This is a genomic window from Kitasatospora sp. NPDC030952, assembly GCF_055571335.1.
The window spans coordinates 504,494-530,860 of the sequence record NZ_JBVIFM010000001.1; the positions used below are offsets into that span (position 1 = coordinate 504,494).

At 74.2% G+C, this 26,367-nt stretch carries 27 protein-coding genes; 21 read left to right on the forward strand and 6 right to left on the reverse strand.

Features of this window, described 5'->3' with window-relative positions; translation table 11 throughout:
* The first annotated feature begins 115 nt into the window (after positions 1-115).
* Positions 116-874: a Clp protease N-terminal domain-containing protein gene (locus ACZ47G_RS02400; protein WP_465739568.1), complete on the forward strand. Its 759-nt coding sequence runs from the start codon at positions 116-118 to the stop codon at positions 872-874.
* Between the two features lie 67 nt (positions 875-941).
* Here the strand turns inward: ACZ47G_RS02400 and ACZ47G_RS02405 are convergent, their stop codons facing one another.
* Positions 942-1,433: an NUDIX domain-containing protein gene (locus tag ACZ47G_RS02405; protein ID WP_465739569.1), complete on the reverse strand. Its 492-nt coding sequence runs from the start codon at positions 1,431-1,433 to the stop codon at positions 942-944.
* Positions 1,434-1,568: 135 nt separating this feature from the next.
* Between ACZ47G_RS02405 and ACZ47G_RS02410 the strand changes: the two genes are divergently transcribed.
* On the forward strand, positions 1,569-1,958 hold the full coding sequence (locus tag ACZ47G_RS02410) for a hypothetical protein (protein ID WP_465739570.1): 390 nt from the start codon (positions 1,569-1,571) through the stop codon (positions 1,956-1,958).
* Here ACZ47G_RS02410 and ACZ47G_RS02415 read toward each other — a convergent pair.
* From ACZ47G_RS02415 to ACZ47G_RS02430, 4 genes are all read right to left on the reverse strand, one after another.
* Positions 1,866-2,843 (reverse strand): sigma-70 family RNA polymerase sigma factor, encoded by a 978-nt coding sequence (locus ACZ47G_RS02415; RefSeq protein ID WP_465739571.1) that lies wholly within the window; start codon positions 2,841-2,843, stop codon positions 1,866-1,868. The genes ACZ47G_RS02410 and ACZ47G_RS02415 overlap by 93 nt on opposite strands.
* Positions 2,844-2,993: 150 nt before the next feature.
* Positions 2,994-3,263 (reverse strand): hypothetical protein, encoded by a 270-nt coding sequence (locus ACZ47G_RS02420; protein ID WP_465739572.1) that lies wholly within the window; start codon positions 3,261-3,263, stop codon positions 2,994-2,996.
* Between the two features lie 149 nt (positions 3,264-3,412).
* The gene (locus ACZ47G_RS02425; RefSeq protein ID WP_465739573.1) at positions 3,413-3,679 is read right to left on the reverse strand and encodes a UBP-type zinc finger domain-containing protein; all 267 of its coding nucleotides are present in this window, start codon (positions 3,677-3,679) and stop codon (positions 3,413-3,415) included.
* A 37-nt stretch (positions 3,680-3,716) separates the two neighbouring features.
* A complete protein-coding gene (locus ACZ47G_RS02430) occupies positions 3,717-4,673 on the reverse strand; it encodes a helix-turn-helix transcriptional regulator (RefSeq protein ID WP_465739574.1) in 957 nt (318 codons plus the stop codon).
* 166 nt (positions 4,674-4,839) lie between these two features.
* Here ACZ47G_RS02430 and ACZ47G_RS02435 point away from each other — a divergent pair, with 166 nt between their 5' ends.
* Both ACZ47G_RS02435 and ACZ47G_RS02440 read left to right on the forward strand, forming a co-directional pair.
* A complete protein-coding gene (locus ACZ47G_RS02435) occupies positions 4,840-5,601 on the forward strand; it encodes an SDR family oxidoreductase (protein WP_465739575.1) in 762 nt (253 codons plus the stop codon).
* Between the two features lie 99 nt (positions 5,602-5,700).
* On the forward strand, positions 5,701-8,502 hold the full coding sequence (locus tag ACZ47G_RS02440) for a lysylphosphatidylglycerol synthase transmembrane domain-containing protein (RefSeq protein WP_465739576.1): 2,802 nt from the start codon (positions 5,701-5,703) through the stop codon (positions 8,500-8,502).
* A gap of 52 nt (positions 8,503-8,554) precedes the next feature.
* Here ACZ47G_RS02440 and ACZ47G_RS02445 read toward each other — a convergent pair whose 3' ends face one another.
* Positions 8,555-8,749 (reverse strand): hypothetical protein, encoded by a 195-nt coding sequence (locus ACZ47G_RS02445; RefSeq protein WP_465739577.1) that lies wholly within the window; start codon positions 8,747-8,749, stop codon positions 8,555-8,557.
* Between the two features lie 187 nt (positions 8,750-8,936).
* Here ACZ47G_RS02445 and ACZ47G_RS02450 point away from each other — a divergent pair, with 187 nt between their 5' ends.
* From ACZ47G_RS02450 to ACZ47G_RS02530, 17 genes are all read left to right on the forward strand, one after another.
* Positions 8,937-9,407: a carboxymuconolactone decarboxylase family protein gene (locus ACZ47G_RS02450; protein WP_465739578.1), complete on the forward strand. Its 471-nt coding sequence runs from the start codon at positions 8,937-8,939 to the stop codon at positions 9,405-9,407.
* 158 nt (positions 9,408-9,565) lie between these two features.
* Positions 9,566-10,210, forward strand: a complete 645-nt coding sequence (locus ACZ47G_RS02455) for a class I SAM-dependent methyltransferase (protein ID WP_465739579.1) — start codon at positions 9,566-9,568, stop codon at positions 10,208-10,210.
* Positions 10,207-10,800, forward strand: a complete 594-nt coding sequence (locus tag ACZ47G_RS02460) for a TrmH family RNA methyltransferase (protein ID WP_465739580.1) — start codon at positions 10,207-10,209, stop codon at positions 10,798-10,800. The genes ACZ47G_RS02455 and ACZ47G_RS02460 overlap by 4 nt, the downstream gene beginning before the upstream one ends.
* A 104-nt stretch (positions 10,801-10,904) precedes the next feature.
* Positions 10,905-11,846 carry an ABC transporter ATP-binding protein gene (locus tag ACZ47G_RS02465; protein ID WP_465739581.1) on the forward strand — a complete coding sequence of 314 codons (942 nt, stop codon included), beginning with the start codon at positions 10,905-10,907 and terminating at the stop codon, positions 11,844-11,846.
* Positions 11,840-13,477: a hypothetical protein gene (locus ACZ47G_RS02470; RefSeq protein WP_465739582.1), complete on the forward strand. Its 1,638-nt coding sequence runs from the start codon at positions 11,840-11,842 to the stop codon at positions 13,475-13,477. Before ACZ47G_RS02465 ends, ACZ47G_RS02470 begins: the two co-directional genes overlap by 7 nt.
* A 204-nt stretch (positions 13,478-13,681) precedes the next feature.
* Positions 13,682-14,260, forward strand: a complete 579-nt coding sequence (locus ACZ47G_RS02475) for a hypothetical protein (RefSeq protein ID WP_465739583.1) — start codon at positions 13,682-13,684, stop codon at positions 14,258-14,260.
* Between the two features lie 151 nt (positions 14,261-14,411).
* Positions 14,412-15,344, forward strand: a complete 933-nt coding sequence (locus tag ACZ47G_RS02480) for a 3-oxoacyl-[acyl-carrier-protein] synthase III C-terminal domain-containing protein (RefSeq protein ID WP_380461440.1) — start codon at positions 14,412-14,414, stop codon at positions 15,342-15,344.
* Between the two features lie 85 nt (positions 15,345-15,429).
* Positions 15,430-16,917, forward strand: a complete 1,488-nt coding sequence (locus ACZ47G_RS02485) for a preATP grasp domain-containing protein (protein ID WP_465739584.1) — start codon at positions 15,430-15,432, stop codon at positions 16,915-16,917.
* A 2-nt stretch (positions 16,918-16,919) separates the two neighbouring features.
* A complete protein-coding gene (lysA, locus tag ACZ47G_RS02490; RefSeq protein ID WP_465739585.1) occupies positions 16,920-18,203 on the forward strand; it encodes a diaminopimelate decarboxylase in 1,284 nt (427 codons plus the stop codon).
* Positions 18,204-18,356: 153 nt separating this feature from the next.
* On the forward strand, positions 18,357-18,620 hold the full coding sequence (locus tag ACZ47G_RS02495) for an acyl carrier protein (RefSeq protein WP_380461437.1): 264 nt from the start codon (positions 18,357-18,359) through the stop codon (positions 18,618-18,620).
* Between the two features lie 2 nt (positions 18,621-18,622).
* Positions 18,623-19,531: a hypothetical protein gene (locus ACZ47G_RS02500; protein ID WP_465739586.1), complete on the forward strand. Its 909-nt coding sequence runs from the start codon at positions 18,623-18,625 to the stop codon at positions 19,529-19,531.
* Positions 19,528-20,385 carry a hypothetical protein gene (locus ACZ47G_RS02505; RefSeq protein ID WP_465739587.1) on the forward strand — a complete coding sequence of 286 codons (858 nt, stop codon included), beginning with the start codon at positions 19,528-19,530 and terminating at the stop codon, positions 20,383-20,385. The genes ACZ47G_RS02500 and ACZ47G_RS02505 overlap by 4 nt, the downstream gene beginning before the upstream one ends.
* Complete coding sequence (locus tag ACZ47G_RS02510; protein WP_465739588.1) at positions 20,382-21,542, forward strand: acyl-CoA dehydrogenase family protein; 1,161 nt, start codon at positions 20,382-20,384, stop codon at positions 21,540-21,542. The genes ACZ47G_RS02505 and ACZ47G_RS02510 overlap by 4 nt, the downstream gene beginning before the upstream one ends.
* Positions 21,543-21,757: 215 nt before the next feature.
* The gene (locus ACZ47G_RS02515; RefSeq protein WP_465739589.1) at positions 21,758-22,318 is read left to right on the forward strand and encodes a 4'-phosphopantetheinyl transferase family protein; all 561 of its coding nucleotides are present in this window, start codon (positions 21,758-21,760) and stop codon (positions 22,316-22,318) included.
* A gap of 215 nt (positions 22,319-22,533) precedes the next feature.
* Complete coding sequence (locus ACZ47G_RS02520) at positions 22,534-24,759, forward strand: MMPL family transporter (protein ID WP_465739590.1); 2,226 nt, start codon at positions 22,534-22,536, stop codon at positions 24,757-24,759.
* A gap of 226 nt (positions 24,760-24,985) precedes the next feature.
* On the forward strand, positions 24,986-25,288 hold the full coding sequence (locus ACZ47G_RS02525) for a helix-turn-helix domain-containing protein (RefSeq protein ID WP_380461431.1): 303 nt from the start codon (positions 24,986-24,988) through the stop codon (positions 25,286-25,288).
* A gap of 187 nt (positions 25,289-25,475) precedes the next feature.
* On the forward strand, positions 25,476-26,183 hold the full coding sequence (locus ACZ47G_RS02530; protein WP_465739591.1) for an AfsR/SARP family transcriptional regulator: 708 nt from the start codon (positions 25,476-25,478) through the stop codon (positions 26,181-26,183).
* The last annotated feature ends 184 nt before the right edge of the window (positions 26,184-26,367 follow it).

Below are 26,367 nucleotides of genomic sequence, written 5' to 3' on the forward strand. Positions count from 1 at the left end.
CGCTGTCCGACAGAACGTTCGATGAGACGTTCGACGGAACGCGGACGCAAACTACCCGCCAGTAAGCGTCAACCGATGGTTGACGATCCTCGGATCGACAACCTACGGTTGACGCATGGAGAATCCCGTTGTTCCCAACACCACTCCGCTGCGCCTCGACGACCTGATCGCCGCGATCAAGAAGGTCCACGTCGACGCGCTCGACCAGCTCTCCGACGCGGTCATCGCCGCCGACCACCTCGGCGACCTCGCCGACCACCTCATCGGCCACTTCGTGGACCAGGCCAGGCGCTCCGGGGCCTCCTGGACCGACATCGGCCGCAGCATGGGCGTCAGCAAGCAGGCCGCCCAGAAGCGCTTCGTCCCCAAGGACCCGGGCACCCCGAACGACCTCGACCCCAGCCAGGGGTTCACCCGGTACACGCCCCGGGCCCGCAAGGTCGTGGTGGCCTCGCAGGAGGAGGCCCGGCGGGCGAACAACCCTGAGATCACCGCCGAGCACATCCTGCTCGGCCTGCTCGCCGAGCCCGAAGGCATCGGCGTCAAGGCGCTCACCGCCCAGGGCGTCACCCCGGAGGCCCTGCGGACGGCGGCCACCGCCGCGCTGCCGAGCGCCGTCGAGCAGACGGTGCCCGCGCTGATCCCGTACGACGCGCGGGGCAAGAAGGTGCTGGAGCTGACCTTCCGCGAGGCGCTCAAGCTCGGACACAACTACGTCGGCACCGAGCACATCCTGCTCGCCCTGCTGGAGCTGGAGAACGGCGAGGGCGTGCTCGCCGGGCTCAAGGTCGACAAGACCGAGACCGAGACCTTCGTCTCGGAGGCCATCGCCGCCATCGTCGCCGCCCGGGACGCCGCGCCCGAGCAGCGGTGAGACGCTCCGCACCGACCGTGCCCCGGGCGGAACTCCCGCCCGGGGCACGGCGCTTGCCGATGACGGCCTAGAAGCCGGAGACGCGGGTGGTGACAATCCGGACCCGGCCGTCGACGGCCGCCTCCAGCGCCGCCCGCAGCCGGACCGAACGGGCCGGACCGAGCAGCTCCAGGGCCTCGACCAGCGGGGCCCAGCGGTGGGTGTCCAGCTCGCCGGCCGGGACGGTCACCGGGGTGCCGTCCGGGACGGTGCCGAAGTCGAACATGAAGTGCTGGGCCGGGTGGTCGAGTTCGTCCGACGGATGGGTCCAGGAGATGGCCAGCAGGTCGCCGGCCTCCCGCACGATGCCGGTCTCCTCCTCCAACTCCCGCTCGGCGCACTCGACCGGGCCCTCGCCGAGGTCGATCGTCCCGCCCGGGAACTGCCAGTGCTCGCGGTACCCGGCCTTCACGATCAGGATCCGGCCGGACTCGTCGCGCAGCAGGCAGCCCGCCCCCGCGTAGATCCGGGGCAGGGACGCCAGCCACTCCTCGCGGGGTCTCAAGGGCTCAGCCGTCACGGTGTTCCTCCTGGGGCAGGGCGGTTCGGTCGGCCCCCACTCTGCCACCGCGCCGTGCTCCGTCATCGCGTTGCGGGCCGGACCTCGCTGCGGGCCGGACCGATGAGTCCGGCGCCCGGCAACGGTCCAACCCGCATGGAGAGCACCGCGAACGAAGCCGTACTGACCTGCGACCTGGGCGCCCTGACCGCCCCCGACCTGGCCGTCGTCGACGCCCTCGCCCGGCTGCGGGTGGCCGCCGCCCGGCACCGGGTGCGGGTGGTCCTGCTGAACACCGGCGGCCCGCTGCGCGAACTGCTGGCGTTCAGCGGGCTCGCGGCGCTGCTGCCGGGAGCGGCCGATCCGCTCGACCCGTTCGCCCAGCGCGGCCCGTTCGACCCGGTCAACTCGCTCGGGTCGCACGGGTCGCACGGGTCGCACGGGTCCCACCGGTCACTCGGCGGGGAGCCGGGCCGGGAGGCCGAACAGCGGGAAGAGCACGTCGGTGTCGAGGAAGTTGGTGAGCCCGGTGATCCGGCCCCCTGACACCTCCGGCACGATCAGCGCCCACGGCTCGTGCCCGCCCTCCGGGCTCGGCCGGTACTGGGCCAGGGCCGGGCCACCGTTGGCCGTCACCGCCAGCAGCCGGGAGCCCCGGCAGCCGTGCCCCGGGCCCAGCATCCAGGCCCGGACCTCCCCCAGACCGCGCAGCCACATCGAGAACGGCGGCATGTTGAGCGTGACGTCCTCGTGCAGCAACTCGGCCAGGCCGTCCATGTCGTACGCCTCGAAGGCGCGGACGTAGCGGTCCAGCAGCGCGCGGTGCGCGTCGTCCAGCGCGGGGGCCGGGCGGGCGGAGGAGGCGTCCGAGGCGAGCACCGCGCGGGCGCGCTGCAGCGCGCTGTTGACGGAGGCGACCGTGACGCCCAGCAGTTCGGCCACCTCGGCGGCCTTCCAGCCGAGCACCTCGCGCAGGATCAGCACCGCCCGCTGCCGGGGCGCGAGCCGCTGCAGCGCGGCGACGAAGGCCAGCTTCACCGACTCGCGCTGGGCGGCCACCTCCGCCGGGTCCCCCGTCTCGGGGAGCACCCGGCCGTCCGGCGCCGGGCCGATCCACGTCACCTCGGGCAGCTGGGTGCCGTGGGCGGTGGCCACCGTCACCGGGCCGGCGAGGTCCATCGGACGGGCCCGGCCGTTGCGGCCGTTCAGCGCGTCCAGGCAGACGTTGGTGGCTATTCGGTACAGCCAGGAGCGCAGCGCGGCCCTCCCCTCGAAGCCCTTGTGCCCGCGCCAGGCCCGGACCATGGTCTCCTGCACCGCGTCCTCGGCCTCGAAGACCGAGCCGAGCATCCGGTAGCAGTAGCCGGTGAGTTCGGTGCGGTACCGCTCCAACTGGAGCTCGACCGGCTCCTCCGTGATCACATCGGACATGGTGTGCCCCCGTCGTCCCGCCGCGTGCTGGTGAACGGGACGAACGTAGCGCACGGCACTGACAGCCCCCGGGGCTGCCGGGAAGGTGGTTGAGCACGCGTCAGGGGCGGGCGCCGGGTTCGGTGGCGTCCGCCCCGACGGGGCCGTGGGTCAGTGGGCGGAGTGCTTCTCCGCGCCGCGGTGCCGGTGGCCCTTGAGTTCCGCGTGCATCGCCGGGGCGGAGTGCGGCAGCGCGGACGCCGCGTCGCGCCCGCCGTGGCGGAAGGCGTCCGCGGCGGGGTTCCCGGCGGCCGAGGACACCGCGCCGGGGCTGGGCTTGGGGCCGAGCCGGCCCGGCGAGGTCGCCATGCCCCGGCGTTCCAGCAGTTCCTGGGTGCCCTGGCGGAGCTGGGCGGTGCCGCTCGCCGTTAGCTTGGTCATCATCGGCCTCCCTTCGGCGACCGCGGCCGGGCGGGTGCCGGCCGGAGGGGCCGCTCGGGTGTGTATGTCCGAATTTTACCGGGGTCGGGCATCGGTGCCACCGGTGAGGTCAAGGACCGGGCCCGGATCAAGGACCGGGCCCGGACGGTTCAGCCCATGAGCTCGTGGACGTAGCACCAACGCCAGTCCTCCCCCGGCTCGTAGGACCGGATCACCGGGTGCGAGGTGTTGTGGAAGTGCGCGGTGGCGTGCCGCTGCGGCGAGTTGTCGCAGCAGCCGATGTGGCCGCAGTCCAGGCAGACCCGCAGGTGCACCCAGTCCCGGCTGCCCCGGGCCAGGCAGTCCGCGCAGCCGTCGGTGGGCGGGGCGGGCTCGATGTCCCGGGGGGCCATGGCGAGGTCTTCGCAGGCACTCATGGTGGCAGGCTATGACGGCCCGGGCCGGGCCGCCCGCTCAGGACGTCTCGGACGTCTCGGAGGCTCCGGACGTCTCGGAGGCTCCGGACGTCTCGGAGGCTCCGGACGTCTCGGAGGCTCCGGATGCCCCAGAGGCCTCGGAGGCATCCGGAACCGTGCCGGAGGCCGTCCAACTCGCCAGCAGGGCCAGCTTCTGGGCGGTGGGCGAGCCCGGCGGGGCGGTGTAGACGACCAGCACCTGGTCCGGCGAACCGTTGACGGCCAGGGTCTCGTACCCGAAGTCGAGCTCGCCGACCAGCGGGTGCCGCAGCAGCTTCACCCCGCTGGTCTTCTCCCGCACCAGGTGGTCCGCCCAGAGCCGGCGGAACTCCTCGCTGCGCACCGACAGTTCGCCCACCAGGGCGGCCAGGGCGGGATCGTCCGGGTACAGCCCGGCGTCCCGGCGCAGCTGGGCGACGGTCTCGGCGGCGACCGCGTCCCACTGGCGGTAGAGGGCGCGGGTGGCCGGGTCGAGGAAGCCGTCCCGGGCCTGGTTGGGCGGGGTGCCCGGCTTGCGGCCCGCGCGCCCGGAGAAACCGTTCACCGCGTCGCCCAGGGCGTTCCAGGCCAGCACGTCCATCCGGCGGCCCAGTACGAAGGCCGGCACCCCGGTCATCAGCTCCAGCAGCAGCCGCGTCCCCGGGCGGACCAGCCGGTCCCCCCGGACCTTGGCGGGCGCCGCCTTCGGCGGGCGGTTCAGCGACCGCAGGTGCGCCGCCTCCACCTCGTCCAGCCGCAGCACCCGGGCCACCGCGTCCAGCACCGCGTCCGAGGCACTCCCGCCGCGGCCCTGCTCCAACCGGATGTAGTAGTCCACGCTGACCCCGGCGAGCTGCGCCACCTCCTCCCGCCGCAGGCCCTGCACCCGTCGGCGGCCGTGTGCGGGCAGGCCCACCTCCTCCGGCTGGATCCGGGCCCGGCGCGAGCGGAGGAAGTCCCCCAGGGTGTTCTCCATGCCAGGCAGGGTAGCCCCGGGGCGGCGGCCCGAGGGTGGTACTGGCTTTCCCAGGAAAGCCTTGCCCGGGAAGGCGGTTCCCGGGTAGAGCTCAGCCCTGGGTGGGCGCGCGGAACCGCCGCAGAGTGGTGGACGTCAAGCCGCCGACCCCCTCCAGGAGTCCCCGATGAGCTACCCCGCCCTCGCCACCCGCACCGCCGTCGTCACCGGAGCCGCCAGCGGCATGGGCGCCGCCACCGCCCGGCTGCTCGCCGCCGACGGCGCCCGGGTCGCCCTGCTCGCCCGCCGCACCGACCGGCTCGACGCGCTCGTCGCCGAGATCACCGCGGCCGGCGGACAGGCCCTCGCCGTCACCGCCGACATCACCGACCAGGCCTCCGTGGACGCCGCCGCCAAGACCGTCCACGACGCCTACGGCCCGGTCGACCTGGTGATCAACAACGCCGGGGTGATGCTGGCCAACCCGCTCGCCGACGGGCGGATCGACGAATGGGCCCGGATGATCGACACCAACCTCACCGGCGCCCTGCGGATCATCCGCGCCTTCACCGCCGACCTCACCGCGGCCGGCGCCGACGGCCGCACCGCCGACCTGGTCAACGTCTCCTCCATCGCCTCGCACGTCTCCTTCCCCGCCTACGCCGTGTACGGCGCCACCAAGGCCGCGCTCACCCAGCTGTCCACCGCCCTGCGCACCGAACTCGGCCCGCACGACGTCCGGGTCAGCGCGATCGAGCCCGGCCTCACCGACACCGAACTCGGCGGGCACATCGACAACCCGGAGCTGCGCGAAGGCCTCGGCGACATGTTCACCGCGATCCCGGCACTCGGCGCGGACGACATCGCGGACCTGATCGCCTACACCGTCAGCCGCCCCCGGCACGTCAACCTGCGCCACCAGGTGGTGCTGCCGACCCGGCAGGCATGACCGGGCAGCGCGGATCCACTCCCTGGGCCCACGGACGGCATGCCCGGTAGCGCCGGATCCGCGCCCTCGGCCCACGAATGGCATGGGAGCATGCCACCCGTGGCGATCGTGACGGGGAGAACGAACGGCGACGCCGGCGGGGGCCGCGGTACGGCCCCGGCCGGGCGGCCGGACAGCGGCGGGGGCACACCCGACGGCAGCGGCGGAGGCATACCCGGGCAAGCCCCCGGCAGCGGCGCGGGCGCCCCCGGGCCGACCGGCGCCGGCGCGGGCACCCCCGGGCAGCCGGACGGACCGCCCCAACGGGCCAGGCCGCTCGCCGAGACCGGCCGGATCCGGCAGCCCGTCGCCCTGATCCGGCTGCTCACCGGGCTGACCGCGATCGTGCTCACCCTGCTGCTCGCCGACTACGCCCGCGCCACCACCGGCGGCTTCGCCGCCGACGTCGCCGAGGCCGCCGCCCTGGTGCCCCGGCCACTGGCCGGCCTGGCCGGCGGGCTCACCACCGCCGCCGTCCTGCTGCTGCCGGTCGGGCTCGCCGCCCGCCGCCTGCTCGGCCCGGACCGGCGGCGCGCCCTCCAACAGGTCTCCGACGGGCTGCTCGCCGCCGTCACCGCGTACGGCGCGACCCTCGCCCTCGGACTGTGGGCCGACGACCTCGCCCCCGCCTCGCTGCTCACCGCGCTCACCCAGCGACTGCCCGCCGACACGCTCGGACACACCGAACCCGTCTACGGCTACCTGGCGCCCGTCCTCGCCTTCATGACCGCCTCCGGCAGCCGCGAACGGCGCCTGCCCTGGGCCGTCCTCGCGCTCTCCGGCCTCGCCGGACTGGCCAGCGGCTACGCCACCCCCACCGCGCTGCTGCTCGGCCTGCTCATCGGCTGGACCGGCGCCCACGGCACCCTGTACGCCGTCGGCACCCCGGACCCGCGACCCCGGCCCGGGGAGGTCCTGCGGGCCCTGCGAGACAGCGGACTGCGGCCCGTCGAGGCCCTCCCCGCCGGTCCGGACCGCTACCTGGTCCGGCAGGCCGACGACCGGCCCGAACTCGACGTCCAGCTCCTCGACCGGCAGGCCGTCACCGCCGCCGCCGTCCAGCGCGCCTGGCGCCGCCTGCGGCTGCGCACCGCCCCGCACCCCCGCGCCCTGCGCTCACCGCGCACCGGGCTGGAACACGAGGCCCTGGTCACCTACGCGGCCCTCGCCGCCGGAGTCCGCACCCGCCGCATCGCCGCCACCGCCGGCCTCGGCCACGACACCGCCCTCATCGCCTACGAACACCTCGCCGGCCGGCCCCTGGACCAGCTCGACGACGCGGAGATCACCGACGGCCTGCTCGCCGACGTGTGGCACCAGCTCGCCCTGCTCCAGCGCCGCGAGATCGCCCACCGCGCCCTCGTACCGTCCTCCCTGCTGGTCGACGACGGCGGCGCGGTCCACCTGGTCGACTTCGCCGACGGCGACATCGCGGCGAGCGAACTCGTCCTGCGCTGCGACATCGCCCAGCTGCTCACCACCCTCGCCCTCCGGGCCGGCGCCGCCCGCGCCGTCCGCACCGCCACCGCCGTCCTCGGCCCCGACACCCTCGGCGCCGCCCTGCCCCTCCTCCAGCCGATCGCCCTCGCCCGCTCCACCCGGCAGGCCCTCAAGCACCGGCCGGGCGGCAAGGCCGCGGGGCCGGACGGCGCGGCGGCTGCGGCTACGGCTACGGCTACGGCTACGGCTACGGCTACGGCTACGAACGCGGCTGCCCCGCACGACGACGCGAACGCCCCGGCCACGTCCGATCGCACGACCGTCGGACACGTCGGCGGGACGACCGCCGGGCCGGACGGTGGCACGGGCAGCGCCACCGTCCCCACCGGCACGCACCCCACCGCACCGGCCGGGGGGCTGTTGGAGGAGATCCGGGCGGAGGTGTCGCGGGGGCGGCCGGAGGTGCTGGGGCGGCCGGTGCGGCTGGAGCGGGTGCGACCGCGGACGCTGCTGGCCGTGGTGGGCGGGGTGGTGGCCGGGTGGCTGCTGATCCCGCAGTTCTTCGCGACCGAGGACAACCCGGTCGCGGCGCTGGCGGACGCCGATCCGTGGTGGCTGGTGCTGGCGCTGGTGGCGGCCGGGTGCAGCCACGTGGCGGCGGCGATGGGCTTCGTCGGGTTCGTGCCGGAGCGGCTGGAGTTCCGCAACGTGGTGCTGGCGCAGGTGGCCGGGGCGTTCGTGAAGCTGGTGTCGCCCGGGGGCGTCGGCGGGATCGCGCTGAACACCCGGCTGCTGCAGCGGGCGAACATCCCCACCGCGCAGGCGCTGTCCAGCGTCGGGGTGGGGCAGTTGATCGGGCTGGTGCTGCACCTGCTGCAGCTGGGGGCCTTCGTCTACCTGCTGGACCTGCAGCCCGGCGGTTCGGAGCTGGACGCGCTGCCCGCGGTGGTGGGCGGGCTGGCGGTGGCGGCGGTGCTGCTGGCGGTGGTGTGGGCGATCCCGCCGGCCCGGCGGTGGCTGGCGGCGCGGCTGCGGCCGTTGACGGCCGAGGTGCTGCCACGGCTGCTGGACCTGCTGCGCAACCCGGGGCGGCTGGCGGTGGGGGTGGCCGGGCAGCTGCTGGTGTCGCTGTGCCTGATCGCCTGCCTGTACTGCTGCATCCGCGCGATCGGCCGGGTGCCGTCCTTCGCCCCGGTGGCGGTGGTGTTCCTGGTCGGCAACGCGGCGGGCAACGCGGCGCCGACCCCGGGCGGGGCCGGCGCGGTGGACACGGCGCTGGTGTTCGGGCTGGAGCAGACCGCGTCGATGGAGAAGGGCGGGGCGTTGGCGGCGGTGGCGCTGTTCCGGCTGCTGACGCTGATCCTGCCGGTGCTGCCGGGCTGGGCGGCGATGACCTGGTTGCAGCGCCGCAAGGCTCTGTAAGGACCGAAAGGCGCTGTAGGGGCCGAAAGGCGCTGTAGGGGCCGGACCGGGCTCAGCGGTAGTCGTCCTCGTCGAGCTGGACGACCCGGCTCTGCTCGGCGGCGTCGGCGACGTCGGTGGCGGGGTCGGCGCCGAGGGCGCGGCGCTCGGCGACCTCGTCGTACTCGTCGCCGGTGGGGGCGTCCTCGTCGGGCTCGACGGCCTCGACGGCCTCGTCGATCAGGTAGTCCTCGTGATTCTGCGGCATGGCGTCCGTCCTCACTGTCGGGAGGCTCCCAGGGCCCGGATGGCGGTACTGGCAGTATCCGCCGCCGGGCGCGCGGACGCGATGTGCCGGGGCCGCTCCGGCGTGTTGTCCGGGGCGGAATTGACCCATGGATCCTGCAGGTGAATGACCCATGGATGGGGTTCATTCCGCGCCTAGAGTTCTACCCATGACGACGAACGACACCACCGCCGCCCCCGCCCGCCGCCTCGACTACGCCCGCACCGTCCCCAAGGTGTTCCGCGCGATGATCGCCCTGGACGCCGCCGCCCGCGAGGGTCTGGACCCGGCGCTGGTCGAGCTGGTCCAGATGCGCACCTCGCAGCTCAACAACTGCGCGTACTGCCTGGACATGCACACCAAGGACGCCCGCAAGGCCGGCGAGACCGACGAGCGGATCTACCTGCTGCCGGTCTGGCACGAGGCCCCGGCCGGGGTGTACAGCGAGCGGGAGCGGGCCGCGCTGGCGCTGGCCGAGGAGATCACCCGGATCGGCGGCGGGGTCTCGGACGCGGTGTACGCCCGGGCGGCCGCGCACTTCCCGGAGGCGGAGCTGGCCCAGCTGATCTCGGTGTGCTTCACCATCAACACCTGGAACCGGATCAACATCACCACCCGCAAGACCCCGGGCACGCTCTGACCGGCGGGCCCGCTGGTCAGAGCGTGCCCGTGCGGAACGGGCCCCGGGCCGCCGGGGGTACGATCGGTGCCAGACCCAGGGCCCGACCGCACCGCCCGGTGGCCCCCGCGGCCCCGAGGCCCGCACCGACGACGGCCCGCACGAACGACAGGGAAATCATGTCCGGCTCGCACTACTTCTCCAGTGCACCCGAGGTCGCCAGCGAGCGCCGGCCGATCACGGTCTCGCTCCCGGACCTGACCCTCGAACTGACCACCGACACCGGGGTGTTCTCGCACGGCCGGCTCGACCAGGGCACCCGGATCCTGCTGGAGCACGCCCCGCCGCCGCGGGTGCGCGGCCCGATCCTGGACGTCGGCTGCGGCTACGGCCCGATCGCACTGACCTGGGCGAGCCGCCGCAAGCGGCTGCCGGTCTGGGCGGTGGACGTCAACGAGCGCGCGCTGGAGCTGGTCCGGCTGAACGCCGTGGCGCTGCGGCTGGGCAACGTCCAGGCCGCGCTGCCGGGCGACGTCCCCGAGGACCTCCGGTTCGCCACCATCTACTCCAACCCGCCGATCCGGATCGGCAAGGCCGAGCTGCGCGGGCTGTTGACGCACTGGCTCGGCCGGCTGACCCCGGACGGTTCGGCGTTCCTCGTGGTGCAGAAGCACCTGGGCTCGGACTCGCTGCAGAAGTGGCTCAACGAGCAGGGCTACCCGACCTCCAGGGTCGCGTCGGTCAACGGGTTCCGGATTCTGGAAGCGCGGCCCCGCCCGGATTCGGGCGAGGGCACCGAGAGTGGACGGGGAACGACGTCGTGAAGCAGCTGCGCGGGACCGAACTGAAGCGACTGCACCGCTCGTGGCGGCGCAGCAACGAGTTCCGGCTCGCGATGATCCTGGAGAACCTGCAGTCGCCGTTCAACGTCGGCTCGGTGGTCCGGACCGGGGCGGCGATGGGCGCCGAGAAGCTGTACCTGACCGGGGACACCCCGTCGGTGCGCTCCTCCGGCGCGCAGAAGGCCGCGATGGGCACCGACAAGTACCTGAAGGTGGAGCACTTCGAGACCGTCGCCGAGGCGGTCGCGGCGGCCAAGGCCGACGGCTTCAAGGTGGTCGGGCTGGAGCTGGCGGACGACGCGGTGCCGATGTTCGCCGCCGGGCTGACCCCGGCGGTGGCCTTCGTGCTCGGGCACGAGGACCGCGGGATCACGCCCGAGGCGCTGGCGCTCTGCGACCAGGTGGTGTTCGTGCCGCAGTTGGGCCGGGTCGGCTCGCTGAACGTGTCGGCGGCGGCGACGGTGGCCTGCTACGAGGCGCGCCGCCAGGGCTACGCGATCAGCGGCACGCCGGACGGGAGCGACGCCGGGGGCGACCTCGATGGTCTCGGGGACCTCGGGGACGACGACTGACGCGCGATCAGATGATCTGAAGGGGTGTGCCGAAAGGCCCACCCCTTCCGCGTTTTCCGCCCGGATCCGCCCGGATCCGCCCTGGGATATCTGCCGAACGGCAGATGTGCGGTGGCGGCCCGGGCGGAAGCATTCAGGACGTGACCGAACTCCAGATCCTCGACCTCACCAAGCAGTACCGCGGCGGCAGACGCGCCGTGGACTCCTTCTCGCTGACGCTCCGGCCCGGCGTGCTCGGCCTGCTCGGGGCCAACGGCGCCGGGAAGTCCAGCCTGATGCGCATCCTGGCCACGGTCACCCGGCCCACCTCGGGGCGGGTGCTGTGGGAGGGGGTGGACATCGCCCGCCGGCCCGGGGCACTGCGCCGCACCGTCGGCTACCTGCCACAGGACTTCGGCGTCTACCCGCAGCTCACCGCCCGGGAGTTCCTCGCCTACCTGGCCGCCGCCAAGGGGCTGCGGCGGCGCTCCGCCCGGGCCCGGATCGAGGAACTGCTCGAACTGGTCAACCTCACCGACGCGGCCGGGCAGCGGCTGGGGGCGATGTCCGGCGGGATGCGCCAACGGGTCGGCATCGCCCAGGCGTTGCTCAACGACCCGGCGCTGCTGATCGTGGACGAGCCGACGGTCGGGCTCGACCCGGAGGAGCGGCTGCGCTTCGGCACCCTGCTGAGCGGGCTCGGTGCCGACCGGATCGTCGTGCTGTCCACCCACATCGTCTCGGACGTCGCCGCCACCGCCGACCGGATCGCGGTGATGGGCGACGGGCGGCTGCTGCACCACGGCAGCGCGGAGGAGCTGCTGCGCGGCGCCGAGGGCTCGGTCTGGGAGCTGACCGTCGCCGCCGACCGGCTCCCGCTGCTGCGCTCGCGGTTCCTGCTCGGCGGCACCACCCGCACCCCGCAGGGCGTCCGGGCGCGGGTGCTGTCCCGGCACGCGCCCGAGCCCGGGGCGCAGCCCGTACCGCCCCGGCTGGAGGACGCGTACCTGCTGCTCACCGCCGACCGGGCCGCGCCGGGGCGGGCGGAGGAGGTGGCGGCATGGTGACGCGCACCTGGGCGCTGGCTCTGGCCGACTTCCGGGAGCGCCGGCGGCGGCCCGGCTACCTGGTCGTGCTGCTCGGCACGCTCGCGCTCGGGCTGCTGGCCGCGCCGGTGGGCGAATCCCGCTGGCAGGTGTTCCAGGTGACCGACCTGCACGGCCGCTACACCAGCGGCTACGTGGGGACGGTGACGGCGCTCGGCGGCGCGGTCTGGCTCTCGCTGGCCGGCTTCGGGATCGCCCGGGGCACCATCGGGCGGGACGAGCGCAGCGGCGTCGGCGGACTCCTCGCCGCCACCCCGCTGAGCCGGACCGGGTACCTGGCGGGCAAGTTCGTCAGCAACCTGCTGCTGTTCGGCTCGATGCTGCTGGCCCTGGCCGGGACGGCGCTCGCGGTGCAGCTGCTCAAGGGCGACTCGGACCGGGTGGACGTGGTGCGGCTGCTGCTGCCGTACGTCCTGATCACGCTGCCGCTGCTGGCGGCGGTGGCCGGGTGCGCGGTGCTGTTCGACACCGTGCCGGGGCTGCGCGGCGGGCTGGGGGCGGCGGTCTGGTTCATGGTCTGGCTGGTGGTGGTGCTGGGCGCGCAGGCCGGCGGCGGGCCGGACCTGCTGGGCATGCGGCGGATCACCGCCTCGATCCGGGAGGTGCTCGCGGCCGGCGGGCGGCCGGTCGACGGGGTGGAGTTCGGCGTGGGCCTGACGGCCGACGACCGGGTGCTCGGCACCTTCGACTGGCCCGGCCTCGGACCCGGTGAGGCGTTCGAACCGGCGGCCACGGGGGTGCTGCTGGTCGGTGCGGCGGTGGGGATCGCGCTGCTCGGGGCGGTCTGGTTCCGGCGCTTCGACGGAGCGCCGGCCCGGCGGGGCATCGGGGCGGCCGGGGCCGTCGGGGCGGTCGGGGCGGTCGCACCCGGAGGGCCTGGAGGGCCTGGAGGGGCGAGCGGTCCGGGCGGGGGCGCGGCGGTGTCCCCGTCCGGGCCGGCCTTCGGGTCGGCGCCGGCCTCCGAGTCGGCGCCGGCCCGGCTGACCGCTCCCCGGCAGGGGCGCATCGGCTACGACGCGCTGCTCGGGGAGCTGCGGATCCTGGTGCGGGGCCAACGGCTCTGGTGGGCCGGGGCGGCCGTGCTCGCCGTGGCCGCGGCGGGCGTCGCACCGGACGGGCCGAGCCACGCGGTGCTGCCCTTCGCGATGCTCTGGCCGATGCTGCTCTGGGCCAGGATGGGCCACCGGGCCGACGGCGGCAGCATCGACCAGCTGCTCGCCGCCTGCCCGTCCCCGCTGCGCCGGGGGCTGGCCGGGCTGCTCGCCGGGATCGTCCCGGCGCTGGCGGTGGTCGCCGTACCCGCCCTGCGGCTGGCCGGCGCCGGACAGTTCCGGGCGGCTCTCAGCGCACTCGCGGGCGCCCTGCTGGTGCCCGCCCTGGCGCTGCTCTGCGGCAGCCTCAGCCGTGGCCCCCGGCTGTTCCAGACCGTCTACCCGATGCTCTGGTACGGGATGGTCAACCACGTCTCCGGGCTGGACTTCCTCGGCGTCTCCGGGGAGCGCGCCCCGGCGCCGGCGGCGGTCGCGGGGCTGGCCGGCGCCCTGGCCGCGGCCGCGCTCGCCCTGGACGCGATACGCCACGCGGCGCGGTGACGCCGGGCGGTGACGCCGGGCAGTGACGCGGCGCGGTGACGCGGCGCGGTGACACCCCTCGGTGCGCCGGGCGGAGGAGGGGCGGTTCCCCCGTCGGGGGGAGCCGGTCCCTCCCCGCGGCGGAGGCCGCGGCCGGTGGTCGGCTGGGAGCTTGGAGGGGCCGGGCGACCGCCCGAACTCCTCCGAGACACACCAGGACCGACCATGCGAAAGCTCACCGCCGCCGTCGCACTCGCCACCGCCGTCACGGCCCTCGCCGCCGGGACGGCGGGCACCGCCGCAGCCGCGCCCACGTCCACACCCGCGCCCGCCGCCGTACCGGCCGCCGCACCGGCCCGACACCTCGCCCTGCACGGCTGGACGCTGCTCAACGAGCACGGCCCGGGCCCCAACCCGGGCGAGCGGCTCACCGCCCGGGTCGATGCCCGTACGGTCGACGGCCACGCCCGGGGGCACGCCGTGGTGCAGCACGTCTTCGAGCGGGAGGGCACCATCCGGGCCGAGTTCGACGTCGACTGCCTGACCGTCGCCGGGGACGGCGCCGTCACGGTGACCGGGCCGATCTCACGGATGGTGCTCACCCCGCTCGGCGGCGAGCCGCAGCCCTTCCAGCCCGGGCAGCACCCCGAGGCGGGCCTGACCTTCTACCCGGCCGACGGGCAGGGCGAGCGCCGGGCCGGCTGGGGACGGACCGACCCCGCGGTGCACACCGAGATCACCGAGTGCGGCGCCGTCCCGGCCGGCCTCTGGGTCATCGGCGGCGGCACCGTCCTGCACCGGTAGGCACTATGGGCACCGGTAGGCACCGATGGGCACTATGGGCACCGGTGGCCACCGGTAGCCACCGATGGGCGAGGGCGGGCGGGCGGCGGGCCACGGAGACGGTCAGCCCGGCGTCAGCTGAGCGTCAGCGCCGCGCGCGACCGTAGTGGGCATGACGTCGATCACGGCGGTCTCCAGCTGCCTTCCCGACACCATCCCGATCGCCCGCTTCCAGCAGCGACTCCAACTGACGGACGTTCAGCTGCGGCGCTACCAGCGCTTCTACGGGCTCGCGGAGGTGTGCCGCGACCCGGCGGCCACCGAGACCGAGCTGCTGCTGCGCGCCGCCACCAAGCTGGTCGAGCTGCGCGGCCAGGAACAGCGCGTCAAGTACGTCCTGCAGGCGCGCACCATGCCGTCGCCGCTGCCGTACCCGATGACCTCGCTCGGTCCGCTCCAAGCCGAACTCGGCCTGGAGCACGCCGCCGCGTTCGTCGTCTCGCACCACGCCTGCGCCTCCGGCCTGCTCGCCCTGGACCTGGCCGGCACCCTGCTCGCCGCCGACCCGGACCCGGACGCGCTGGCCCTGGTGGTGGCCGGGGAGAAGGCCTGCACCGCCCAGACCCAGTCCATCCCGGACGTCACCGTCATGGGCGAGGGCACCGTGGCCTTCCTGGTGAGCGCGGACCGCTCCGGCCCGGACCGGATGATCGGCTACGCGGCCCGCACCTACCCGCAGTTCGGCGACGAGTTCATCATGAGCGGGACCGCCGCCAAGGAGTTCCAGGAGCTGTACGGGCCGGGCCTGTGCGAGGTGATCGACGCGGCACTGGCCGAAGCCGACTGCAAGCTGGACGAGTTGGCGCTGGTGCTGCCGCACAACGTCAACCGGCTGTCCTGGATCGGTGTCTGCAAGGAGCTCGGGCTGCCGCTGGACAAGGTCTTCCTCGACCTGGTCGGCGAGACCGGCCACTGCTTCTGCGCCGACCCCTTCATCAACCTGCAGAAGGCCACCGAGCTGGGGCGGCTGCGCCCCGGCGACCGCTACCTGATGACCAGCGTGGGGCTCGGGGCGACCTTCGCCGCCATGGTGTTCGAGCACTGACGAGACCGTCCGGCACGAACGGGGCCGTCGAGCACCGACGGCCCCTTCCCGGACCGAGCGCACACGAGAAATGGACGAGGTCGACATGCACCTTCCCTCCGCCGGCTTCGGCGCGCGACTCAAGCGCGCGGTCTCCGGTTCACCGGACACCCCGCTGGTGTTCCTGGGCAACTTCGAGGTGGAGAACCACTGGGCGCTCGGCGAGCCCGCCCTGCCCCGGGTGGCCTCGCACGCGGGCAGTGCGGTGGTCAACCGGATGGACGAGTTCACCCTGCTGCTCGGCGGCAAGGACGACCACGTCGTACTGAAGACCGCGCCGGACGACGGCTACCGCGGCTACCTGGAGGGCCTCGGCCTCCAGTTGCCCACCGTGCACGTGGTGGCCGACCAGGACCCGCAGCGCACCGTCAGCGAGGACGCCCTCGCCGACCCGGCCCTGCTCGACGCCCTGGCCGGTCTCACCGCCGGCGGCGCCCGGCTGACCGCGCACGGCATCTCCGCCGTCGAGGAGGAACTGGCCGCCCGTACCGGGCTCCCGCTGGCCGCGCCCGCAGCCGCCGTCTGCAAGCGGGTCAACAGCAAGGTGTACAGCCGCCGCCTGGCCGACGAGCTGGGCATCCGCCAGGCCCGCGGCTGGGCCTGCGAGACCCTGGAGGAGCTGGCGGAGGCGGTGGCCGCCGCCGGCGAACTGCTGGACGCCGGGCGGAAGGTGGTGCTCAAGGACGCCTTCGGGGTGTCCGGGAAGGGCATCGTGGTGCTGGACTCCGCGGCCCGGCTGGGCCGGCTGCACCGGATGGCCGTCCAGCAGGCCGAGAAGGCCGCCCGGGCCGCCCAGGACGGGGCCGGGGTGCCGCGCACGGCGCTGGTGGTGGAGGAGTGGGTGGCCAAGCGCTGCGACCTCAACTACCAGTTCACCGTGGGCCGGGACGGCTCGGTGCACTTCGACTTCGTCAAGGAGCTGCTCACCGAGGGCGGGGTGCACAAGGGCCACCGCATCCCGGCCCGGCTGTCCGACCGGCAGGTCGCGGAGATCGCCGCGACGGCACTGCGGCTCGGCGAGCGGCTCGCCGCCGACGGCTACTACGGCGTGGTCGGGGTGGACGCGATGGTCGACCCGGACGAGGGCCTCTACCCGGTGATCGAGATCAACGCCCGCAACAACATGTCCACCTACCAGAACGTGGTGCACGAGGGCGGGCTGGCCGGCCCCGAGGACGTCGCCGTCGCCCGTCACTACCCGCTGCGGCTCACCCGTCCGCTGCCCTTCACTGAGCTGGCCGAACGGCTGGACGGCCTGCTGCTGGACGACCTGTTCCTGGACGCGCCGGTACGGGACGAGCCGGACGGCGCGGCACCCGACGGCGCGCGGCCCGACGGCCGGAGCGCCCGGCACCGCGGCCTGTTCGTCAACAACTACGCCACCGTGAACGCCGCGCACGGCACCGCCGCGGACAGCCCGGAGGGCTTCGAGGGCCGGCTGTACGGCGTGCTGGTCGGCGGCTCCGACGAGGAGATCGCGGCGCTGGACACCGACATCACCCGCCGCCTCGCGGCCTTCCCGGAACGGAGCTGATCGTGAGCGTCGCATTCGAGGTGCAGGGCCTCGGCATCACCGAGCTGGCCGAGGAGTTCGGCACCCCGCTGTACCTGTACGACGGCGAGGAGATCACCACCCGCTTCCGGGGCCTGCGCGCGGCGCTGCACCCCGCGCTGGAGGTCTTCTACTCGCTGAAGGCCAACCCCAACATCTCGGTCTGCGCCCTGCTGCACAGCTGCGGCGCCCGCGCCGAGGTGTCCTCGCTGACCGAGCTGGTCACCGCCCAGCGGGCCGGGGTGAGCCCGCAGGACATCATCTTCCTCGGCCCCGGCAAGAGCCGCGCCGAGGTGGCCGCCTGCCTGGACCAGGACATCCACGCGATCGTCTGCGAGTCGGTGGAGGAGCTCGGCCTGATCGACGAGCTGGCGGCCGAGCGCGGGATCACCGCGCGGGTCGCGCTGCGGGTCAACCCGAGCTTCCAGGTCAAGGGTTCGGGCCTGACCATGGGCGGCAAGCCGCGCCAGTTCGGCACCGACGAGGAGCAGCTGCTGGCCGAGGGCCGCGGGCTGGCCGCCCGGTACCCGCACGTGCGGCTGATGGGCGTCCAGGTCTACCTGGGCACCCGGATCCTGTCCGAGGAGTCAGTCGTCGAGAACACCCGGCGGATCTTCGACCTGGCCGAACGGCTCTCCGCCGAGCTGGACTTCCCGCTGGAGACGGTGGACATCGGCGGCGGCCTCGGCATCGCCTACTTCGACAACGAGAAGGACCTCGACCTCGACGTGCTGGCCGCCGGGCTCAACCCGCTGGTCGAGGACTTCGCCGAGCGGCACCCCGACACCCGGCTGATCATGGAGCTGGGCCGCTTCCTGGTCGCCGCCTCCGGCACCTACGTGACCCGGGTGCGCTACACCAAGACCTCGATGGGCGAGAACTTCGCGGTCACCGACGGCGGCACCAACCACCACATGGCGGCGGTCGGCATCGGCTCGTACGTCAAGCGCAACTTCCCGATGGCCGCGCTGGAACGGATGGACGAGCCCGCCACCGAGCCGTGGCACATCACCGGGCCGCTGTGCACGCCCAACGACGTGATCGGCAAGAAGGTCCCGATGCCGCCGCTGCGCGCCGGCGAGCTGATCGGCGTGCAGCGCTCCGGTGCGTACGGACCGACGGCCTCCCCGGTGCACTTCCTGAGCCACGGCTACCCGGCCGAGGTGCTCGTCCTGGACGGGCGGGCGCACCTGGTCCGCGAGCGCGACGACGTGGGCGCGTTGCTGGCCGGACAGCGGCTGTACCGGCCGGTCCCGCAGGACGACTGAGCCGCCCGGGACCACCCGGGACCCCACGCACAACCGGCCGTGACCGCGTGACCGCGTAACCGCAGGACGCCGCACGGCGCACGACACCGCACGACACCGCACGACCGCATCCGCCCGCCGACCGGCGGCCGGGACCACAGCGAGGAGCACTCCGTGAGCGACACCACGACCGACCCCAAATTCGTCGACGCCGTCCGCAAGGGCCTCTCGGAGGTCCTCAACAAGGACGTCTCCGGCGCCGACGAGAACGTCCGCCTCTTCGACGAGCTGGGCCTGGACTCCAGCAGCGCGCTCGAACTCCTCATCACCATCGAGGAGATCCTCGACCTCCAGTTCGACGCCGACGAACTGGACATGACCCACTTCGAGACGGTCGGTGCGCTGGCCGGCTTCGTCGCCGGGGAAGCGGGCGCCTGAGCATGTTCCGCGCGACCGCAGCGGTCCGGCGCCCGCAGCCGGTCGGCCCGGCTGCCCTGCCCCGGCTGGTCCGGGCGGCCCGGTACGCCCCCACGGGCCCGAGCGCCCCGTACCGGCCGGAGGACGCGCGGGAGGAGTTCTACGCGGAGCTCGGGGCTCCGTACCGGGCCCCCTTCGACCGCGCCCAGTTCGCCGCCGCCGGGCGGCGCACCTCGGTGGAGCTGGCCTACGGCGCCCTGGACGCGCTGGGGCCGCTGGACGCCGGGGACGCCCCCGAGGTGGCGGTGATCGCCTACGCCGCACCGGACTTCGATCACACCGAGCTGGTCGCCTCCTGCGTCCAGCGGCGGCTGCCGGGCGGTCCGCTCGCCTTCGCGCTGTCCGACCAGGGCCGGCTGGCGCCGTTCAGCGCGCTGCGGGTGGCCGTGGAGTACGCCCGGCGGTGCGGCTGGTCGCGGTTGCTGCTGCTGGCAGTGGACCAGGGCACCCAGCCGTTCCCGCTGCCCGCCGGCTCCCCGGCCGGCCTGGACGGCGACGCCGCCGTGGCGCTGCTGCTGCACTGGGACGGCGGCGACCGCCCGCTGGGCGGACAGGCCCTCGGGCGGCCCGGACCCGCCCTGTTCGCGCACTGGCCCGCGGGCGCCGCCGTGGTGGCCGGCGCCGGTCTCGCCGGAGGACCTGAACTTCCGGCACACCAGGGCCCGTTGACCGAGGGGGCGGCCGGACGGCCGGCCACCGGGAGCTGGTCCGCCCTGCTCGACGCCGTCGCCGGAACCGACGCCGGACCGGGCACCGGCACCGCGACAGGGACCGACGGTGACCACCGCCAGGTGGTGGTCGCCGACTACGACCGGGACCGCGACACCCTGGCCTACTGCACGCTCGACACGGGGGAGTGGAGACACAGATGACCGTTCCGGCCGAGGTACAGGAGCACTGGCGCGAGGCAAGGGCCGGTGCGCGCGCCGACGGCCTCGTGCCCGCCCTCACCCTGCTGTCCCGCGCGCTCTCCCCGGGCGTGCCACCGCGCGGCCCCCGCGGACACGCCGTGGTGCCGCGCGAACTCCTCGACGGCTACGGCGACTTGCCGGCCGAGGAGGCGCCGGGCCCGCTGCCGGGCCTCGCCGTCCTGCACCCCGCCCCCACTCCCCGGACCCCGGCCGGCCCCGCTCCCGGCCCCGACCCCGCTCCCGCTCCCGGCCCCGGCCCCGACCCCGATCCCGATCCGGGCCCCCGGCCCTGGGACACCGGGCTGGCCTGGCTGCGGCTCGGACACTCCGAGCGGCTGCGCGAGGCCTGCGTCGCCTACCTCGCCGCCCGCCGGGTCGAGGGCACCTCGCTGCTGCTGCAGCAGCTGGTCAAGGGCGCGCTCGCGGACGCCCTGATCGAACAGCTGGAGATCGCGGGCGTGCTCGACGACCTGGCCGAGGCGGACGGGGAGGACGACCCGTGCTCACCCGCCCACCCGCTGGACACCCGCGCCCTCGCCCGGCTGCAGGCGCAGATCACCGAGGTCGACCGCGCCCTGCTGCGGCTGCTCGGCGCCCACGGGTTCACCGCCGAGGGGCCCGGCCGGGAGGCCTACGCCTCCGAGCTGCTCGCCGACGTCTACTGCGGCCGGCCCGGCCCCGTCGCCCACCACCACGACGCTCCGGTCGACCACCTCGCCGACGCTCCCGTGCCCCCCTTCCTCGCCGCGCTCCCGGCCCAGCGCACCGACGCTCGCCCGGCCCAGCACCTCGACGCGCCCGGAGGCGTCAGATGACCATCCTGCCGAGCCAGCTCCGGAGCGCCCGCCGCCACGTCCGCGAGTGGGCCGACGACCTGCGCGCGGGCGCCCTCGAACTGGACCGCGACCCCGAGGCCGTCCACCGCTACCTGGACCTGCCCGCCGTCCGTTTCCTGGCCGGCCACCTGACGCCCCCCGGCTGGGAGCGCGCGGGCACCGAGCCCGGCAGCGGCCCCGCCCACGGCCTGGCCACCCTCGAGCGGGCCGTGGTCAGCGAGGAGCTGGCCCGCGGCGACGCCGGGATGCTGCTCGGCTCCCCCGGCGCGTCGATGACCGGGGTGCTGCTGGGCGTGCTCGGCAGCCCGGCCCAGCGGGACTGGGTCTACGGCCGCCTGGCCGACCGCCCGTGCTGGACGTCCTTCGCCCTCACCGAACCGGACCGCGGCTCCGCCATCGGCGAGATGAGCACCACGCTGACCCCGCTGGGCGACGGCTCCTACCTGCTGGACGGCGAGAAGCGCTACGTCGGCAACGCCGCCCGCGCGGAGCTGGGCGCGGTCTTCGCGCGGGTCGCGGGCACCGAGCGGCTCGGCGTGCTGGCCGTCCTGGTGGACACCGCCGACCCCGGCTACCGGGCCGAGCCGATACCCACCCTGGGCCTGCGCGGGGTGCAGCTGTGCCGGGTCACCTTCGACCGGGTGCACGTCCCGGCCGAGCGGGTGCTCGGCGCCCACCTGTCGCCGACCCGGCGCGGGATGTGGGGCATCGTCTCGGTCTTCAACCGGCTGCGGCCGACCGTCGCGGCGATCGCCCTGGGGATCGCCCGGGCCGCGCACGACTACATCGGCGAGAACCGCAAGGAACTGTGCGGCGCGGAGCGGGACGCCTACGAGGAGCTGGGCCGACGGATCGACGCGGCCCGGCAGTTGACCTACCGGGCCGCCCTCGCGGTGGACCGCCGGCCCTCCGACGGGTACCTCGCCTCGGCGGCCAAGGCGCGGGCCTGCCAGGTGGCCGAGGAGGTCACCCTGCGCGCGCCCGGCTTCTTCGGCCCCGGTGCCCGGCTGGACCACCCCCTGCTGGACAAACTCGCCCGGGACGCCCGGGGCGTGGAGTTCATGGAGGGGACCAGGAACATCCAGAAGCTCAACCTCTTCCAGGGGCTGCACACCGGAAAGGTGGACCGGCTCTGAACGGGACCGGACAGGCCGTCGAGATCTGGCGCATCCCGCTGACCGGAGGACGGCCGGACTCCGCCGCGGGGGCCGAACGACCGGACTCCGCCGCGGGGTCCGAACGACCGGACTCCGCAACGGAGTCGGAGCTCGCGGCGCTGGAGCGGCTGCTCGACCCAGAGGAGCGGGCCCGCGCCCGCAGTGGCCGGCTGCCCGGGCTGCGGCGCCGCTTCGTGATCGCGCACGCCGCCACCCGGATCCTGCTCGGCGAGCGGCTGGGCCGCCCGCCGGAGCGGCTGCGCTTCAGCCGCGGCCGCTGGGGCAAGCCGGCCGTGGCGGACGCGCCCGGCCTGCACTTCAGCCTGTCCCACTCGGGGGAGCTGGCGCTGCTCGCGGTGGCCCCGCGGCCGGTCGGCGTGGACGTCGAGACGGTCCGCTCCGGCCGGGACGTGGACCGGCTGTCCCGGCGCTTCTTCCCCTCCCAGGAGCGGGAGTTGGTGGCCCTGGGCGGCCGTCCGGCGTTCGCCCGGCTGTGGACCAGGAAGGAGGCCTGCGTGAAGGCCTCGGGCGGCCGGCTCACCGAGGGCCTCGCCCTCCCGGTCGCCCACGCCGCCGCCCAGGCCACGGTACGGATCCCGGACGTCCCGGACGCCGCCCCCGCCCCGACGGGACTGGCCGGCCCCTGGCGGGTCGCCGACCTGCCGCTGCCGGAGGCGCCGGAGGAGTACGCGGGGTCCGTCGCACTGTTGGGCGCCGAACCCTTCGCCGTCTCGTGGGGCCTGTGGTATCCATGAGCACCCGCGGACTCCGGTCCGGCGCGGTGACAGCGGGACGGCGAGGCCGGGTGTCAAGTAGAAGAAACTCCCCCTCGAATCGGCGTAGTTGTACCCGTGGTCGCGGGTCGGATCGTCATTAGATTTCTCGGTACGAACGCACACCGTGCCGCACGGCCGGACCCCTGGTCCGACTGGTGCCCGGGCCGGGCGACTGCGCCGAGAAGGAGGGGAACGTGATCGTGGAAGGCAGGAACGTGATCACCAGGGCGGCCCGGTGGAGTGCGGTCCACCCCTGGTGGGCGATCGCGCTCTGGGTGGCGTTCGTGGTCGGTGCGCTGGTGGTCGGCGGCCTCACCGGCACCCGGCAGGCGACCAACTCCGACCTCTCCATCGGCCAGTCCGGCCGGGCCGCCGCGATCGCCCGGACCGGCGGCCTCCAGGAGCGGGCCGTGGAGAACCTGCTGGTCAGCTCCTGGGACGGCGGGCTGCTCGACCCGGTCCGGGCCCAGGCGGCGGTGGACAACGCCACCCGTGGCCTGAGCCACCTCACCGGAATCGCCTCGATCGGCGCGCCGCAGTCCGCCCCGGACGGCACCGCCCTGCTCGTACCGGTCACCCTCGACGGGGATCCGGAGACCGCCGCCGACCGGGTGCAGCCGCTGCTGGACACCGTCGACGCCGCCCGGCAGGACCACGGCGACGTACGGATGGAACTGGTCGGCTCCGGTTCGATCAAGGCCGGGCTGGACGACATGCTCAGCAGGGACCTCGGCAAGGCGACCGTGCTCAGCCTGCCGGTCACCCTGCTGGTGATGGTCTTCGTCTTCGGCGCGATCGTCGCCGCGAGCGTGCCGGTGGTGCTCGGCCTGTCCTCGGTGCTGGCCGGGCTCGGGCTGTGGGGCGTCGCCTCGCAGGTCGTCCCGGACTCCGGCCCGGTGACCCCGTTCATCGTCCTGATGGGCATGGCGATCGGCGTGGACTACTCGCTGTTCTACCTCAAACGCCAGCGCGAGGAACGGGCGCTGGGCAGCGACAACATCGACGCGATCGAGATCGCGGCGGCCACCTCCGGGCACTCGGTACTGGTCTCCGGGGTGGTGGTGCTGGTCTCGATGGGCGCGCTCTACCTGGCCGGGCACATCGCCTTCGAGTCGATGGCGACCGGCGCGGTGATCGTGGTGTCGATCGCCATCATCTCCTCGCTGACGGTGCTGCCGGCCATGCTGTCCCGCTTCGGCCGCTACCTGGACACCCCCCGGGTTCCGCTGGTGTGGCGGCTCACCCAGAAGGGCGGGGTCAAGCCCCGGCTCTGGTCGACCATGCTCAAGCCCTCGCTGCGCCACCCGGTGATCGCCCTGGTGGCCTCGGTGGCGGCGCTGCTGCTGCTCGCGCTGCCCGCGCTCGGGCTCAAGCTCAAGGCCACCGGGATCGACGACCTGCCCCGGTCGATCCCGGCGATGCAGTCCTACCAGCGGCTGACCGCGTCCTTCCCGAGCCAGCCCGACACCCATCTGGTGGCGGTGCGGGTGCCGCCCGGCGAGCGCGCCGAACTCGGCCCGGCCGTCGAAGAACTGGTCCGGCGGACGCTGACCGACGACCTCTTCGTCCACGACCCGGCGCCGGTGGTGCGGACCTCGGCGGACGGCACGGTCGCCACCGTGGCGATCGGCACCCGGTTCGACAGCGGCTCGGACCAGGCCCGCGCCTCACTGGCCCGGCTCCGCGAGGACCTCACCCCGAAGACCCTCGGCGCCGTCGCGGGTGCGCAGTTCGCGGTGGGCGGCAGTGACGTGGCCTATGACGTGGACTACCGGGCGAACGTGATGGACAAGATGCCCTGGGTGCTCGGGGTGGCACTGGTGCTGACCTTCCTGGTGATGGCGCTGGCCTTCCGCTCGATCGTCCTGGCGCTGATCACCGTGGCGCTCAACCTGCTCTCCACCGCGGCCTCGTTCGGCGTGCTCGCGCTGATCTTCCAGCACACCTGGGCCGAGGACCTGCTGCACTTCGAGTCCACCGGCCGGGTGGTGGCCTGGATGCCGCTGATGCTGTTCGTGATCCTGCTCGGGCTCTCGATGGACTACCACGTCTTCGTGGTCAGCCGGATCCGGGAGGCGGCGCGCGGGGGGCTGTCGCTGCGGGAAGCGGTCGAGCAGGGCATCACCCGCACCGCCGGGGTGGTCACCAGCGCGGCGGCGGTGATGGTCTGCGTGTTCGCGCTGCTGGCCTCGCTCAACTACATCGAGATGAAGCAGATGGGCGTGGGCATGGCCTGCGCGGTGCTGCTGGACGCGACGGTGATCCGGATCGTGGTGCTGCCGGCGATGATCACCCTGCTGGGCTGGAAGACCTGGTGGCCCTCCCGGCTGGCCCGTCAGTCGCCCGCCCGCCCCCCTCGGCTGCCCTCGATCGTGGCCGCGGCGGCGGCCTCCGCGGCGGCCCGCTCGACCCTTCCGTAACAACCGGTCACGACCGGCCGGACGGCCGGGGCGGGGGATCGCTCCCGCCCCGGCCGCTTCGTCCGTGCACGACGGGAGCCCCGATCCACGACAAGGCGTTTGACGTCGCCGGTGCCGTGATGGTTTGTTACGAGAGTTGTAGAATCGCTAATGCGTTCGTCGAGGCGCGCAGCCCCCGGGCAGAGGCCGCACCGCTGACGGGACGCGCCACGGAAGCGGGGGCGGTGTGGTGGTGGGCCAGCACGGTGACGGCGGCCTCGCCGCGACGCGCTGGCGCGATGAACTCGCCCGGGTGGGCACGCTCTCGGGGCGAGAGCGGCAGGTCTTCGACCTGATCGGAACGGGGCACTCCAACCGCGGCATCGCCGACCGACTGCACGTCACGGAACGTACGGTGAAAGCCCATGTCGCCAGCGTGATGGCGAAGCTGGGCGTGGAGTCCCGGCTCCAGGCCGGCCTGGTGGCCCAAGTCCACCAACTCATGTACGAAGGTACATGGCCGGATCAGCCACCCGTGTCCGATACTTGACCGGCGCGAATGATACCCGGGCTTCTCCCCTTTTTCAGTCCCCTTCAAACAAGTCGACCCCTGATGGTAGTGGCTCGTCGAGGACTCAACGGACAAGCTCGTGGCTGGAGTTCATCGCTAAGAACGGGGAAATCTTGTGCACATCTCCATACTGGGACCGCTTCTCATCGGCGACGGTCAGCGCACCGTGGGATTACGGGCGAAGAAGAACCGCGTCATGCTCACCATGCTCGCCCTGAACGCCGGTCAGGTGGTCGCCTTCGACGAACTGATCGACGAACTCTGGGGGGAGGCGCCGTTGAAGAACGCGCGCAACGCCCTCCAGGCCAACGTCAAGCGCATGCGGAAGTCACTGGCCGAACTGGGCCTGGAGAGACCGGACCAGGAACTCATCAGAACCGTCGACAACGGATACACACTGACCGTTCCGGAGGAGGCGGTCGACGCGTACCGCTTCCTGCGGACGGCGGAGAAGGGCGCGGGGCTGGTCGAACACCGGCCGTACGAAGCGATGGACACCCTCCGGTCGGCACTGGCCATGTGGCGCGGACCGGCCCTGCTCGACACCAGCGACGGGCCCTGGTGCCGCGCCGTCGCCCTGCGGCTGGACGAACAGCGCAAGACCGCCCGCGAGGACCTGATCGCGGCACAGCTCCAGTCGGGTGAGGCGGGCGCGGTGGTCGCCGAACTCAAGCAGCTGCTCGCCCAGTACCCCGAACGGGAACGTTTCAGCGAGCAGTTGATGATCGCGCTGTACCGCTGCGGCCGCCAGTCGGAGGCCGTGGACATCTTCCACCGCACCCGCAAGTGGCTGGACGACGAGCTGGGGCTCAAGCCGAGCCGGCGGCTCCACCACCTGTACCAGGCCATCCTGATGCAGGACCCTTCCCTCTGACCCCGGGGTGAGGGCGGCTCACCCCGAGGTCGGACGGGGGGGGGGGGGGGGGGGGGGGGGGGGGGGGGGGGCGGGTGGGGGGGGGGGGGGGGAGGGGGGGGGGGGGGGGGGAGGTTTGGGGAAAGAGGGGGGTGTAGCCAGAGACAAGGGCCGGGGGGGCGGGAGCCGGGCCGGCCCGCCCCCG